Below are 14,158 nucleotides of genomic sequence, written 5' to 3'. Positions count from 1 at the left end.
CCTTGAAGCCTGAGCCCTTGAAGCTTCCGTCCTTGAAACTTCAGCCCCCGAAACGACAACGCCGGACTCCAATGGAGTCCGGCGTTGTCGTTCATGCCAGGCAGATTCTGCGACTTCTCATCATGACACCTGCTGTCATGTTCAGAAGAAGCCGAGGAAGCCCTTGATGATCAGCGAGTTGGCGATATCGATCAGGAAGCCACCCACCACCGGCACAATGATGAAGGCCAGACGCGACGGCCCGTGGTGCTGCGTGACCGCCTGCATGTTGGCGATCGCCGTCGGCGTGGCGCCCATGCCGAAACCACAGTTACCCGCGACCAGGACTGCTGCGTCGTAGTTCTTGCCCATCAGGCGGAAGGTGACCTGGGTGGTGTAGAGGAACACCAGCGCGACCTGTGCCAGCAGGATGGCCAGAATCGGCAGTGCCAGGTTGGCCAGATCCCAGAGCTTGAGCGTCATCAGCGCCAGCGCCAGGAAGATCGACAGGCTGATGTTGCCCAACACATCCACGGCGTGGGTATTGAGGTGCTTGTCGCCGAAGGCGCGCACCACGTTGCCGATGACGATACAGCTGAACAGCACCCACACGAAGGTCGGCAGCGAGAAGGCGGTGCCAGAGGTGAGTGACTGCAGCTGCTGGCCACAGACGACCCCGAGCAGCAGCATGAAGAGTGTCTTCAGGGCATTGGACGTATTCAGCGGATGCTGGACTTCCGTCTCGTCATATTCGGAATCGCTGACCTGGGCGTTGATGTCCTGCCCTTCACGCTTCATGCGATTGATCAGGAAACGCGCCGTCGGCCCACCGATCAGGGAACCGAACACCAGTCCGAAGGTGGCACAGGCCATCGCGACTTCCATCGCGCCATTGATGCCATATTCGTCGGCGAAGACGTTGGCCCATGCCGCGCCGGTACCGTGGCCACCGGACATGGTGATGGAACCGCCGAGCAGACCCAGTACCGGATCAAGACCGAACAGACTGGCAACACCGACACCCAGCAGGTTCTGCAGGATGAGCAGACCGATGACCAGCGCGAGGAACAGCACCAGCTTGCTGCCGCCGGCACGAATCATGCGAACGTCTGCCGACAGGCCAACGGAGCCGAAGAACAGCAACATGAAGGGAGTCTGGAGACCGCCGAAGAACTGGAACTCGTAACCCAGGCCGCGCAGGCCGGTGACGATGATGGTAGCGATGAGGCCGCCGACCACAGGCTCGGGGATATTGAATTCGCGCAGCACGCGCACGCGCTCGACGATCAGATGGCCAACGACGAGGACAAGCGCCGCCAGCAACAGGGTGGTGATAGCATCAAGTTGAATCATGCGATACCGATGAGTAGTTGTGGGTTGTTCTAGCGGACCTCCTGAACGAGAGGTGCACTGGCGATGCCCGATCAGAGCAGGGATGGGGACGCATCCATTATCTCTTCAATCAGGGGGTTTGCCTTTGCACCGCTTGGAATTGTTGTGTTCTCGAATCCGGTCTGCCACCAGATCGTTATCATTATGCGGGTGCAGCGATGATACGCAGGGTGGGCACCGGTGCAAGCCCGGATGTTGACTGAGCCGTCAACATCAGACAAAAGTCTATAGCGGCCTGGCGAGCATGACACGTATTTTCCACGCAAGCCTGCCCGCGTCAGCCCAGCAACGGCGGGCGTGAGCGCCAGCCGGGCAACTTCTGCCCTGCTACAAAACGCAAAGACCCCCGCTCTGATGAGCGAGGGTCTCGAGAGAGGCAAAAAAGCCCCTGATCAGTCACGCATGAGGCGTGTTGTCGTCAGACAGCGACCGGACCGGCTTCCTCGGCACGTTCCGCTTCGCTGCGTGCACTGCTTTCCAGGCCGCGATTGACCGCCGACAGCACGGCCTTGAGCGATGCGCTCACGGTATCGCCATCCTCGGCCATGCCGCAGACACGCTTGCCATCCAGGTTGAGCATCACGAAGGCCACCGCGACGGCATCGCTGCCTTCGCCGAGGGCGTGCTCACCGTAGTCCACCACGCTGACGGTGGAACCGGTGTGACGCTGCCAGGCATCCATGAAGGCGGAGATGGCGCCGTTGCCTTCGCCGGCCAGCGCGATCTGCTCGCCCTTGTCATCGACCAGCGTCGCGGTGAGCTGCTCGGCCCCTTCACGATCCAGACGATAGCCCTTGAGACTCAGCGGCGCCTCACGCTTGAAGCTGGCATCGAGAATCGCGCGAATCTGGTCGCTGGACAGCTCACCACTGACCTGCTCGCTGGCCTTCTGCACGTGCGGCGCAAGCTCGAGGCTCATCCAGCGCGGCAGGCTGATGCCGTGATCGCGCTCGAGCAGGAAGGCCATGCCACCCTTGCCGGACTGACTGTTGACGCGGATCACCGCCTGGAAGTCGCGGCCCAGATCCTGCGGGTCGATGGGCAGATAGGCGACCTGCCACGACTCGTCAGGCTGCTGCTTCTTGAGGCACTTGCGGATGGCGTCCTGGTGGCTGCCGGAGAAGGCGGTGTAGACCAGCTCGCCGACCCACGGGTGACGCGGGTGAACCGGCAGATTGGTGCACTCGGTGTAGACCTGGATGATCTCGTCCGGGTTGGAGAGATCCAGCTCCGGATCGATGCCCTGGCTGTAGAGGTTCATCGCCAGGGTGATCAGGTCCATGTTGCCGGTACGCTCACCGTTGCCCAGCAGGGTGCCTTCGATGCGGTCAGCGCCGGCCAGCAGGCCAAGTTCGGCGGCGGCGGCGGCACCACCGCGGTCGTTGTGGGTGTGCAGCGAGATGATCGCGCAGTCACGACGGCTCAGGTGCTTGATGAAGTACTCGACCTGGTCGGCGAAGTGATTGGCCGGGCCCACTTCCACCGTGGCCGGCAGGTTGAGGATGCAGCGTTTTTCCGGCGTCGGCTGCCAGACATCCATCACCGCCTCACACACCTCGACGGCGTAATCCATCTCGGTGGAGGTGAAACTCTCCGGCGAGTACTGGAACACCCAGTTGGTGTCCGGATAGCGCTCGGCGTAGTCCTTGACCAGCTGTGCACCCTCGACGGCGATGGCCTTGATGCCGTCACGGTCCATCTCGAACACCCGCTCACGCTGCACGGTGGAGGTGGAGTTGTAGACGTGAACGACGGCATCACGCGCGCCGACCAGCGATTCGAAGGTACGCGCGATCAGATGCTCACGCGCCTGCACCAGCACCTGGATACTGACGCCTTCCGGGACCTGATCTTCCTCGATCAACCAGCGCACGAAGTCGAAATCGAGCTGACTGGCGGAGGGGAAACCGACTTCGATCTCCTTGAGGCCGATCTTGACCAGCAGCTTCCACATCAGCTTCTTCTGCTCGACCGTCATCGGCTCGAGCAGCGCCTGATTGCCATCACGCAGGTCGACACTCGCCCATAGCGGCGCCTGGGTCACGGTACGCGACGGCCACTGGCGGTCGGTCAGTGCAACAGGCGTCACGGGGCGATATTTGGTGTGGTCGAAGGCAGCACTTGGCGTGGATGCAGCAGTCATGGTCGTGTCCTTGGCGGTCTGGGTGCGAAAAACCGGCAATCGAGGCCCGATACGGGAGATCGATGGCACCTTTCGCACTCAACAGTGTCCCAATCGGGGCGCCTGAGTAAATGTGAGATGTCGAAGGCGTGAAGGCCTTGCATCCGAAAGCTTGCCGTCAGCAGGGCAAGCAAGCAAGTCGGGGGCAGCGTAACGTCACTGCCCGCCGCAAGCTCCGGGACCGGATCACGGTCTCCAGCGCGGAGAGAAGGACGGTGGGATCACCACCAGAGCTCTTTCGGCAGCCTCGCTTCGATCAGAAGCCGACTGCGTTCCGCGTTCACCGGTTGCAAGAGGCGTGTCGCCAGCGCCGGTGGCTCATCCTGCTCAGGTCTGTCGTTCGTGTCGTGCGTCGTGTCATGCGACAGCCACGACTCGAACGGGCGTCTTCATCGCTGAGCAGTGATTACAGTATATGCCGCATATCAGGGCGGACGATTGCGAAAACCACATGACATCGCCATCTTAAAAGCAGATTATTTCACCATTCACATCTTCACCGCTAATGGATTGCGAAAATGAGCCAGAATATTCCTCTCCCGACACTGGACCGCTTCGACCGTCGCATTCTTGACGAGCTTCAGCACTCGGGTCGCATCAGCAATCAGGAACTCGCGGAGCGCATTGGCCTGTCACCGTCGCCTTGCCTGCGCCGTGTCCGTGCGCTGGAAGAAAGCGGCATGATCACCGGCTACCGCGCCCAGATAGATGCCCGCAAGCTGGGACTCAGCCTGATGGCGTTGCTGCATATCTCGATGGACCGCCACACCCCGGAGCGCTTCACCAACTTCGAGGACACCATCGCCTCGCTGCCTCAGGTGATGGAATGCCTGCTGATCACCGGCCAGGAAGCCGACTACCAGCTCAAGGTGGTGGTCAAGGACATGGATGACTATCACGACCTGCTGCTCAAGCAGATCACGCGGATCGAGGGGGTGACCGGCGTGCATTCAAGCTTCGTGCTGCGTCAGGTGATCGATCACCAGCGCGTCCCGACAACCTCCTGAGCCTGACTGCCTGAATCAAGACTTCAGCAACACGAAAGCCCCGTCGGCTATCACCGGCGGGGCTTTCGTGTTGCTGAAGATGCCATCGTGATCACGCCCTGATCAGGGCGTGCCGGAATGGGTGGATCACTCGGCGCTGATGATGCCGCGGCGGATCTGGTCTTCCTCGATGGATTCGAACAGCGCCTTGAAGTTGCCCTCGCCGAAACCATCGTTGCCCTTGCGCTGGATGATCTCGAAGAAGATCGGCCCGATCACCGTCTCGGTGAAGATCTGCAACAGAATGCCCTCCCCCGGCGCGCCATCGACCAGCAGGTTCAATGCCTTGAGGTCCTCGACATTCTCTTCGTGGTTGGGCACCCGCGCATCGACCTTCTCATAATAGGTGGCCGGCGTGGTCAGGAAGGTAACGCCATTGGCCTTGAGCGCCTTGACGGTGGCTTGGATATCATCCGTCGCCATCGCCAGATGCTGGATACCCTCGCCATGGTATTCGCGGATGAACTCCGCGATCTGGGAGTCATCATCCGCTGACTCGTTGATGGGAATGTGCATCTTGCCGCAGGGCGCCGTCATCGCGCGCGAGAAGAGCCCGGTCATCTTGCCTTCGATATCGAAATAGCGGATCTCGCGGAAGTTGGCGATACGCGCATAGAAGTCGGCCCACACATCCATCTGGCCACGCCCGACATTGTGGGTCAGGTGATCCAGCGTATGCAGGCCGACACTGTTGGCATTCTCGATTGCGCCGTCGATGGCGACGAAATCGGTATCGTAGATCGAGCGCTCGCGGTGATGGTCCACGAAGTACAGCACCGAACCGCCGATGCCTTGCACCGCGGGGATGCCTACCTCGCCCGGCCCGACCGGATGCTCGACGCTGCGCGCACCGTGCGCCAGGGCGTAGCGATGCGCCTGCTCGGCATCCGCCACGCGCCAGGCCATCGCACAGGCACTCGGGCCGTGAATCGCCGCGAATTCCGCCGCCGGGCTGTTCGGCTCGGCGTTGAGCACCACATTGATGCCGTGCTGCTGGAACAGGAACACCTGCTTGGAGCGATGGCGACGGGTCTCGGTAAATCCGAGCTGGTTGAACAACTTGCGCAGGGCATCGATGCCGGCCGCATCCGGGGCCGTGAATTCGACGAACTCGAAGCCGTCCGTGCCGATGGGATTGTGCTGTTCGATACGCGCCGGTGCGTTCATGAGGGGCTCCTGAGTCAGGCTGCCGACAAGGCAGGCAAGGTAGAGAAAAGGCGGGCAACATCCTTCACGACAGGCGAACGCATCGCGCTGATCACCTGTCGTGTCCCGATTCCGTTATCGGAAATCTATGCCTTGCCTGCCGCCCTGCCCATTCGCCTTGCGCCCTCATTGGTGCCGTGTCCGGCCTCCCCTCACGCCAGACATGTAACGAAACCCTGCCATGGCGCTGACGGCCATCTCGACACTGCCCACTCGGGGCGCTCCCACTGCCGCCAGCGCCTGACACTGCGTCATGCTTTCTTTACACCTATCGACGCGTCTCGCCTGCCGTTGCCTCTTGCCCGTCTTGCGTTGGTCGCTAGAGCCAGGCACCGCTGCCCAGCTGCCAGGCCACCCACAGCAGAATCGTGGCGATGAAGGCCTCGATGACCTGCCAGGCACGCGGACTGGTCAGACGTGGCGCCAGCCAACCGGCACATGCCACCAGACCGAAGAACCAGCCGAAGGAGGCCAGGCTCGCCCCGACGATAAAGCTTTGCGGGGACGGCTGCTGCGCGCCGATCGCGCCCAGCATCACCAGCGTATCCAGATAGACCTGGGGATTGAGCAGCGTGACGGCCAAGGTTGCCGCCAGCACCTTGCCGAGATTGGCCTTGAGGGCGTTGCTCGCCGTCAGCTGGCCACCAGTGCGCATGCGCCCCAACGCCTTGAGTGCCTGCCAGAGCAGAAACGCCACCCCTCCCCAGCGGGCAATGCTCATCAACAGCGGCGATTGCTGCATCAGCGCGCCCAGCCCGAGCACGCCGGCGATGATCAGCACGCCATCACACAGCGCGCAGAGCCCCGCCACCCACCATTGATGCTCGCGCTTGAGCCCCTGTCCCAACACGAAGGCATTCTGCGCCCCGATGGCGATGATCAAGCCTGCGCCTACCCCTGCCCCATTGAAGAATGACCACCACATATCGCCTGTCCTTTCGTCGTGTCGTTGCCGTGACTGACGACGTCTGCCACGGCTGTCAGTGCTGAGGCAGGCAGAGTACGCTAGGATGAATCCATCAAGGAAATTGATTCATGGAATGGATCATAAGGAATACTGATGCTGGACTATAAATTGCTGGAGGCGCTGGCAGCCGTCATCGATCAGGCGGGCTTTGAACGCGGGGCGCGAGCACTGGGGCTGACGCAGTCAGCGGTCTCGCAGCGCATCAAGTTGCTGGAGGCACGGCTGGGGCAGCCGGTACTGGTGCGTACACCGCGGCTGGGGCCGACACCGCTCGGGCGGCGCCTGCTCAATCATGTCCAGCAGGTGCGTCTGCTGGAGCATGATCTGCTCGACCAGATTCCCGCCCTCGGCGAGAGCGAGCAGCGACTGCGCATCGCCATCAATGCCGATTCGCTGGCCACCTGGTGGCCGACCGTCACCGGCAGTTTCTGTCGCGAGCGTGACCTGTTGCTGGACATGCTGGTGGAGGATCAGGAAGTGGCGCTCAGGCGCATGCGCGATGGAGAAGTCGCGGGCTGCATCTGCGCCACGCCGCGTCCGGTGCAGGGGGCGCGCTCCCACCCGCTGGGCAGCATGCGTTATCGGGCGCTGGCCAGCCCGGACTTCGTGCAGCGCCATATCGCGAAGAAAGGCCACGCCATCCCGCCCATTCTGCCGGCCGAGACCCTGCGCAGCATGCCCGCCATCGTCTATGGCCGTGATGACCGCCTGCAACACCGGCTGTTGTCGACCATGGGCTTCGATGAGCCCTTCCCCCACCATCTCTGCCCGTCGTCGGAGGGTTTCGTGCGCCTGGCCTTGAGCGGCATGGGCTACGGCATGATTCCCGAGCAGCAGGCGGCGCATCTGCTGGCCAGTGGTGAGCTGGTGGATATCGCGCCGAACCATGCCCTGGATGTGCCGCTTTACTGGCATCACTGGCGCCACGGCGGCAGCACGCTGGACAAGCTCACCGACCACCTGCTGCGGGAATGTGCCACGGTATTGCGCCCGATGCCGGAGCAGGAGACGCCCCGCCCCGGCATGCTGTGAGAGCACGCTTCAGTCGTGCATCAGGCCCAACACAGGAGCCTCAGCCGCCCTGTTGCTCACGCACCAGCTGGGCCAGGAAGCGATCACAGGCCGCCAGCTGGCTGAGCTCGATATACTCGTTGGCCTGATGCGCGACCCCGATGGAGCCTGGCCCGCAGACCACCGTCGGCCAGCCTTCGCTCTGGAACTGGCCCGCCTCGGTGGTGTACGCCACGGCCTCGCTGGCCCGCTCATCGCCCAGCAGGCGCTGGCAGAGGCGAATGGCCGGGTCCCGATCGCCATGCCCGAGTGAAGGCACCGTTTCCACCGTGCGTTCGCTACGAATCGCCACTTCTGGCGCGCGCTCCCGATAGGGAGCGACCAGACGCTCGGCGTGGGCATCGATCTCCGCCAGCATCGCCTCGACATCCTCGCCCGGCAGATGGCGCAGCTCCCAGTCGAAGATGCACTCCCCGGCGGTGATGTTGACCGCTGTGCCGCCCTCGATGCGCCCGACATGCAGACTGGCGTGAGGCACATCGAAGCGCTCGTCCAGATGACCGCAGTCGATGCGCGCCTGCATGCGGTCCTCGATGAAGGTCACTATGCGCGCCGCCAGATGGATGGCACTCACCCCCTGATAGACCAGGCTGGAATGCGACGGCTTGCCGGTCACCGTGGTGCGCAGATCGGTAATGCCCTTGTGGGCATCGACGATCGCCATCATGGTCGGCTCGCCCACCAGCACCGCCGCCGGACGCGGCAGGCGGTCACGCAGGCGCGCGATCATGCGCGGCGCCCCCAGACAGCCGATCTCCTCGTCATAGGAGAAGGCAAGAATCACCGGCTTTTTCAGCGTGCCCGCACGCTGGGCATTCACCAGCGCCGGCACCGCCGCCATGCAGCAGGCGATGAAGCCCTTCATGTCGGCGGAACCGCGCCCATGAAGGCGACCCTCGGCCTCACGCAGCGTGAAGGGATCGCTGTCCCAGGCCTGGCCCTCAACTGGCACCACATCGGTGTGCCCGGAGAGCACCACGCCGCCCTCGACCTCCGGCCCGATCACCGCCAGCAGATTGGCCTTGTCGCCGCCATCATTGTGGATGACCTCGGCACTGACGCCGACCACTTCCAGGGCGTCGCGCAGGCAATGGATCAACGCCAGATTCGACTCGCGCGACACGGTATTGAAGCTGACCAAGTGCGCCAGCCAGTCGCGGCTGTTGGGCCAGTCGGAGAAATCGGCGTGCTGCGGCATCAGGCTGGCGGTATTGGCGATGGGGGACGCTGAAGCGGACATGGGCATTCCTGTGCAGATACATCAGAGCGGAGAGCACCATACGCAGCGCGCTGGCCTCATATGCCCACCGGTATAGCGCAGCGCCTCTTCGACAACAAGGGCCTGACTGCAACATCCGACTGGCAGGCACGCTTCAAAAAAGACGACGCCGCCACACCCGATCAGAGGGCGTGGCGGCGTCGTCTGTGGCGACAGAACTCCGCTACGGGCGGGATTCAGGCCGTGATGGCATCAAGCGGCACGGCCGTTGCGCACCATGGCGTGGGGGTCGATGACGAATTTCTTGGCAGCGCCGCCATCGAAGTCCGCATAGCCCTGCGGGGCTTCTTCCAGACTGATGACCTGCACATTGACCGCATCGGCGATATTGACGCGCCCGAACAGGATCGCCTGCATCAGCGGACGGTGATACTTCATCACCGGGCACTGGCCCGTGTGCAGCGAGTGGGACTTGGCCCAGCCCAGCCCGAAGCGCATCGACAGCGCCCCGACCTTGGCGGCCTCATCCTCGGCGCCCGGGTCTTCGGTGACATAAAGCCCGGGAATGCCGATCTGGCCGCCGGCACGCGTCAGCGCCATCGCCGAGTTGAGCACCGTGGCCGGCTGCTCGCGGCCGTGGTCACAACCACAGCCATGCGCCTCGAAGCCGACGCAATCGACGAAGCAATCCACTTCGCGCTCGCCGAGAATCACCTCGACCTTGTCTTCCATCGAGCCTTCCTGACGCAGATCGATGGTCTCGCAGCCGAAGCTCTCGGCCTGCTGCAAACGCTCGGGGATCATGTCGCCGACGATGACACAGGCCGCCCCCAGTAGCTGGGCGGACACGGCCGCCGCCAGCCCGACCGGCCCGGCGCCCGCGATATACACCGTGGAGCCCGGCCCGACACCCGCGGTCACACAGCCGTGGAAGCCGGTGGGGAAGATATCGGACAGCAGCGTCAGATCACGGATCTTCTCCATCGCCTGGTCGGCATCCGGGAACTTGAGCAGGTTAAAGTCGGCATAGGGCACCATGACGTAATCTGTCTGACCGCCAGTCCAGCCGCCCATGTCGACATAGCCGTAGGCCGCGCCGGGACGCGCCGGATTGACGTTCAGACAGATCCCCGTCTTGCCTTCCTTGCAGTTGCGGCAGCGGCCGCAGGCAATGTTGAAGGGGACCGAGACGATGTCACCAACCTTGATGAATTCCACATCGCGCCCGGCCTCGACGACCAGACCGGTGATCTCGTGGCCCAGCACCAGGCCCTGCGGCGCCGTGGTGCGGCCACGCACCATGTGCTGATCACTGCCGCAGATATTGGTCGAGACGACCTTGAGAATGACCCCGTGTTCACACTTGCGATTTCCCAGCGCCAGGGTCGGATAGTCCAGTGATTCGACACTCACCTTCCCCGCTCCCTGGTATACGACTCCGCGATTGGCATTGGCTGACATGACGTGCTCCTGGCTGGCATGGGGTTTGGCAGGTGGCCGGCGACAGGCAGACAAGCTGGCTTGCGCCGCCCGTCACTTTTCCTGCATCGGCCACCAGCCCCCGGTCGGTGGCGTCCAACCGGTAGGGCTTATGCAGACTAGGTCAGTTGTCACAGGCTGGCTGTCCAGATGAGGCATCGACATGCCTAAATGAGACAGTTCACGACCAAAGTGTCACTTCGGTTGCCCGCAAGCCCGTTCGCCAGTGCCTCCGCGCCTCTGCTGTTGGCGGCAGGCGACAGCCAGCGTCGATGCATCTCGACACTTGAAGCACGCGCCCATACCCCCCAGTACTGATGTCAGCGTCATCTTGACGACAGATATTGCGACCCGAGCCCGTTTACGACAGCTTTGAAAGACACTTCAAGGAGAGATCATGACCCTGACATCCAACGCCCTGCGCAATTCCTGCATGACCCTGGCCCTCGTCGGTTCCGCCTTCATCGCCGGTTGCGGCAACACCAGCGTGATCGAGAAGCAGGACACGCGCTACGAAGTCAGCGCCGTCGATGAAGACCGCGATGATGCCATCGCACAGGTCAAGGAACGCGCGCTCGAGGTGTGTGAAGAGCAGGACCGCGACAAGTACGATGTGCTCGACTCGCGCGTCTTCGGCCCGCACGACGCCACCGCCAAGGCCGCCGATGGCAATGACCAGCTGGAAGGTGGCACCGTCAATGAAGACACCGAAATGGCTGCCGCCACCCATGAAGGCGAAGGCTACAAGGTCGTCTGGACCGTGCGCTGCCGCTGAGGCATTCCCCCGTCAGGTAGCGTGACCTGACAGCGCGATCGAACGCGAAAGCGAAAGTCGCAACGACGGCGAAAGCGAAAGCGCAGCATCCATCAGAAAGCCGCCCCCAGGGGCGGCTTTCTTGCGTTCCGACACCCGAAGAGAACCCCGGAAAACCGCCACTGCGGTGCCTGAGTTTCGAGGACGCAACCTTCGGTTTCCCCAGAAATCAGTCTATTGCGTCACCGCATTAGACGACTCTTGACTATGCTGAGACGAAAGCTGTCCCAGCGCCGCCCCTGATCGCCATATGAAACTGGTGAAGAGAGAGCCCCCCCACCCGGCTGGCACGCCAGTGGCGACTCGGACGCTGTACTTGCAACCTCGCTGCATGCACCTCGCTGCATGAAGCTCGCGCATTGCCATGCGAGACGTTCGACAGCCCTATCGCCCGGGGACTGTCGATCACTGCCATACGCCATGACGAACCCATCAGGACTCTCTGCGCCCGCGCGCCGTCAAGGAGGCTTTTCCATGAGTATCGAACAACGCCTGGCCCCCGTTGCACTCCCCGACACCCGTCATCGACGCACCGTCGAACATCTGCTGGCAAGTTCCGGCGTCAGACTCAACGGGCCCGATCCCTGGGACATTCGCGTTCGCCATCCAGACCTGTTCCGGCGAGTGCTGCAGCAAGGCAGCCTGGGGCTGGGCGAGGCTTACATGGAAGGCTGGTGGGACTGCGAGCAGATCGACGAGATGATCTGTCGCCTGCTGCGACATGGCCTGGGCAGCCGCGCCCACACCACCAGCGAGCGCATCGCCTATCGACTGCAGGCCGGAGTGATCAACCTGCAGAGCCGCCGCCGCGCCGGCGTGGTAGGCAAGGTGCATTATGACTTCGGCAATGACCTCTTCACGCGCATGCTGGATGACACCTTGTGCTACAGCTGCGGCTACTGGAAAGACCTGCCGGTGAGCGCGGAGAACCTGGGCAAGGCGCAACAGGCCAAGCTGGATCTGGTGTGCCGCAAGCTGGGGCTGGCGCCCGGCATGCGCCTGCTGGATATCGGCTGTGGCTGGGGGAGCCTTGCCGCCTACGCCGCGCGCCATTACGGCGTGGAGGTCGTCGGCATCACCATCTCCGCCGAGCAGGCCGCGCTGGCGCGTGAGCATTGCGCAGGGCTACCGGTGGAAATCCTGCTCAAGGACTATCGCGACTCCGACTTCCGGCGCACGGTGGGCAGCTTTGATGCCATCGCCTCGATTGGCATGTTCGAACACGTCGGCCACAAGAACTACGCCACCTACTTTGCCCATGCCGCGCACCTGCTGCGCCCCGGCGGACGCTTCGTGCTGCACACCATCGGCTCCAACCAGAGCGATATCTCGGCCGACCCCTGGGTCAACCGCTATATCTTCCCCAATGGCGTGCTGCCCAGCGCCAGTCAGCTGGTACGCGCCAGCGAAGCGCATCTGGTGATGGAGGACTGGCACAACTTCGGCGCCGACTATGACCCGACATTGATGGCGTGGCGCGCCAATCTCGACCAGCACTGGCATGAGCTGGCCGATACCTACTCACCGCGCGACAAGCGCATGTTCGAGTACTATCTCGGCGCCTGCGCAGGCGCCTTCCGCGCCCGCCAGCTGCAGCTGTGGCAGGTGGTATTCACCCACGGCACCGCAGGGCGCTACGACGCGCCACGCTGATCCGCCGCTCGCGGGGCGGCGACAATCTCGACCGGGAACGACTGCCTCAAGCGGCGGGGCGAATCAGACGCGTCGCCGCAAAACGATTGAGCAGCGCATGCATCAGGTAGATCAGCAACATCGCGCTGCAGACCGCGACCAGCACGGAGCTGGTGCGGTAGAGCGCGCTGTAGATCAGGTCCTTGTCGGGCGACATGTACTGGCCAAACAGGATCGCCATGGTGGTCATGGCGCCCAGACCCGCACCGGAGCCCACCCGCTCCATAACATGGTGGCGCGCGAACAGCATCAAGCTCAGCCAGAGCCCCAGCGCTACCAGCCACAGCAACGAATAGTGCGTCATCAACACCAGCTGGATCGCCACCGCCACGTTGCAGCCCACCAACGTACCCGCGGCGCGCCGAATGCTGGCCTGAATGGCACCGAACCAGTTCATCGGAAAGAGAATCAGGATCGAGGCGATCTGCGCCGACAGCGAATCGCTCAGATCGAGCACCTGGAACATCACATAGACCACCATCGCCACCGCGGTGGTCAACAGCACTTCGTGACGGCGATTGGATGGCGGCTTGGCGGGGCGTGACGGTGGCTGACGCGGCGCCTTGTCCGGGAAGCAGTAATGCATCAGGGCCACGATCGAAAGCGTGGTGCCGCCACCGACGAAGTTGCACCACACCAGATCACTGATATCCGTGCTCGGGTAGCTGGCGAAATTCAGCTGCACATGCATGCCGACCACACTCAGGGCACCGAACAGGAACAATGGCCCGCGGCTCATGCAGTTGAACAGCACCAGCTGCATGCCAAGCACCAGCAGCAACATGATCGCCGGGTTGTCACCGAACAGGCCCTGCACGACGAGGGTGAAGGCGTTGTTGAGAAAGACGCTGGCCAGAAACTGCCGCGCGATGGAGGCGTTCAGTACCGGCACCAGGGCCAGCAGCAGAATAGGGTTGACCACGAAGAAGGTGCCGTAGGTCCAATCCATCCACTTGAGCAGCACGAAGCCCAGGGTGCCGCCGAAGGCGATCCGCAGGCACTGCTGGACATCGTTCTCGCTCAGGAGTGGCTCACTACCCTCGACGCGCGGCAAGGTCTCGCCACGTGTCCACAGACGGGACAGCCGGTCTCGCAATGCATTCGCCAACAT

At 62.9% G+C, this 14,158-nt stretch carries 11 protein-coding genes; 4 read left to right on the top strand and 7 right to left on the bottom strand.

Annotated features, from left to right (window positions below; all coding sequences use genetic code 11):
- Positions 1 to 141: 141 nt before the first annotated feature.
- Both gltS and ACJJV2_RS04800 read right to left on the bottom strand, forming a co-directional pair.
- Entirely contained in the window at positions 142 to 1,332 is a 1,191-nt protein-coding gene (gene gltS, locus ACJJV2_RS04805) for a sodium/glutamate symporter (RefSeq protein ID WP_043331271.1), read from the bottom strand.
- A gap of 457 nt (positions 1,333 to 1,789) precedes the next feature.
- Entirely contained in the window at positions 1,790 to 3,514 is a 1,725-nt protein-coding gene (locus ACJJV2_RS04800; RefSeq protein ID WP_405278608.1) for a 2-isopropylmalate synthase, read from the bottom strand.
- Positions 3,515 to 4,071: 557 nt separating this feature from the next.
- Between ACJJV2_RS04800 and ACJJV2_RS04795 the strand changes: the two genes are divergently transcribed.
- Positions 4,072 to 4,560, top strand: coding sequence for an Lrp/AsnC family transcriptional regulator (locus ACJJV2_RS04795; RefSeq protein ID WP_043331273.1), 489 nt, complete (start codon positions 4,072 to 4,074; stop codon positions 4,558 to 4,560).
- Between the two features lie 126 nt (positions 4,561 to 4,686).
- Here ACJJV2_RS04795 and hppD read toward each other — a convergent pair whose 3' ends face one another.
- Together hppD and ACJJV2_RS04785 are read right to left on the bottom strand one after the other, a co-directional pair.
- Positions 4,687 to 5,766: a 4-hydroxyphenylpyruvate dioxygenase gene (hppD, locus tag ACJJV2_RS04790; protein ID WP_405278606.1), complete on the bottom strand. Its 1,080-nt coding sequence runs from the start codon at positions 5,764 to 5,766 to the stop codon at positions 4,687 to 4,689.
- Positions 5,767 to 6,124: 358 nt separating this feature from the next.
- A complete protein-coding gene (locus tag ACJJV2_RS04785) occupies positions 6,125 to 6,730 on the bottom strand; it encodes a LysE/ArgO family amino acid transporter (protein WP_043331275.1) in 606 nt (201 codons plus the stop codon).
- Positions 6,731 to 6,865: 135 nt separating this feature from the next.
- Here ACJJV2_RS04785 and ACJJV2_RS04780 point away from each other — a divergent pair, with 135 nt between their 5' ends.
- Positions 6,866 to 7,804, top strand: coding sequence for a LysR family transcriptional regulator ArgP (locus tag ACJJV2_RS04780; RefSeq protein WP_192837592.1), 939 nt, complete (start codon positions 6,866 to 6,868; stop codon positions 7,802 to 7,804).
- Positions 7,805 to 7,844: 40 nt separating this feature from the next.
- Here ACJJV2_RS04780 and argE read toward each other — a convergent pair whose 3' ends face one another.
- Together argE and fdhA are read right to left on the bottom strand one after the other, a co-directional pair.
- Positions 7,845 to 9,083 carry an acetylornithine deacetylase gene (gene argE, locus ACJJV2_RS04775; RefSeq protein WP_405278604.1) on the bottom strand — a complete coding sequence of 413 codons (1,239 nt, stop codon included), beginning with the start codon at positions 9,081 to 9,083 and terminating at the stop codon, positions 7,845 to 7,847.
- Between the two features lie 231 nt (positions 9,084 to 9,314).
- Positions 9,315 to 10,523: a formaldehyde dehydrogenase, glutathione-independent gene (gene fdhA / locus ACJJV2_RS04770; protein WP_054555477.1), complete on the bottom strand. Its 1,209-nt coding sequence runs from the start codon at positions 10,521 to 10,523 to the stop codon at positions 9,315 to 9,317.
- Positions 10,524 to 10,938: 415 nt separating this feature from the next.
- Between fdhA and ACJJV2_RS04765 the strand changes: the two genes are divergently transcribed.
- Both ACJJV2_RS04765 and cfa read left to right on the top strand, forming a co-directional pair.
- Positions 10,939 to 11,316 (top strand): hypothetical protein, encoded by a 378-nt coding sequence (locus ACJJV2_RS04765; protein ID WP_043331278.1) that lies wholly within the window; start codon positions 10,939 to 10,941, stop codon positions 11,314 to 11,316.
- Between the two features lie 513 nt (positions 11,317 to 11,829).
- Positions 11,830 to 13,008: a cyclopropane fatty acyl phospholipid synthase gene (gene cfa, locus ACJJV2_RS04760; protein ID WP_405278601.1), complete on the top strand. Its 1,179-nt coding sequence runs from the start codon at positions 11,830 to 11,832 to the stop codon at positions 13,006 to 13,008.
- A 46-nt stretch (positions 13,009 to 13,054) separates the two neighbouring features.
- On the opposite strand, the gene ACJJV2_RS04755 is transcribed toward cfa, so the two are convergent.
- A complete protein-coding gene (locus ACJJV2_RS04755; protein ID WP_405278599.1) occupies positions 13,055 to 14,158 on the bottom strand; it encodes a DUF2955 domain-containing protein in 1,104 nt (367 codons plus the stop codon).

The sequence above is a fragment of the Cobetia sp. Ld8 genome (assembly GCF_045066615.1).
Lineage (GTDB): Bacteria > Pseudomonadota > Gammaproteobacteria > Pseudomonadales > Halomonadaceae > Cobetia > Cobetia amphilecti.
The sequence above is the reverse complement of the archived record's forward strand: the minus strand, read 5'-3'. Positions and strand labels throughout refer to the sequence as shown.

Coding starts and splice junctions, on each gene's coding strand:
- gltS (WP_043331271.1), bottom strand. CDS start 1,332: ATGATTCAACTTGATGCTATCACCACCCTGTTGCTGGCGGCGCTTGTC.
- ACJJV2_RS04800 (WP_405278608.1), bottom strand. CDS start 3,514: ATGACTGCTGCATCCACGCCAAGTGCTGCCTTCGACCACACCAAATAT.
- ACJJV2_RS04795 (WP_043331273.1), top strand. CDS start 4,072: ATGAGCCAGAATATTCCTCTCCCGACACTGGACCGCTTCGACCGTCGC.
- hppD (WP_405278606.1), bottom strand. CDS start 5,766: ATGAACGCACCGGCGCGTATCGAACAGCACAATCCCATCGGCACGGAC.
- ACJJV2_RS04785 (WP_043331275.1), bottom strand. CDS start 6,730: ATGTGGTGGTCATTCTTCAATGGGGCAGGGGTAGGCGCAGGCTTGATC.
- ACJJV2_RS04780 (WP_192837592.1), top strand. CDS start 6,866: ATGCTGGACTATAAATTGCTGGAGGCGCTGGCAGCCGTCATCGATCAG.
- argE (WP_405278604.1), bottom strand. CDS start 9,083: ATGTCCGCTTCAGCGTCCCCCATCGCCAATACCGCCAGCCTGATGCCG.
- fdhA (WP_054555477.1), bottom strand. CDS start 10,523: ATGTCAGCCAATGCCAATCGCGGAGTCGTATACCAGGGAGCGGGGAAG.
- ACJJV2_RS04765 (WP_043331278.1), top strand. CDS start 10,939: ATGACCCTGACATCCAACGCCCTGCGCAATTCCTGCATGACCCTGGCC.
- cfa (WP_405278601.1), top strand. CDS start 11,830: ATGAGTATCGAACAACGCCTGGCCCCCGTTGCACTCCCCGACACCCGT.
- ACJJV2_RS04755 (WP_405278599.1), bottom strand. CDS start 14,158: ATGTTGGCGAATGCATTGCGAGACCGGCTGTCCCGTCTGTGGACACGT.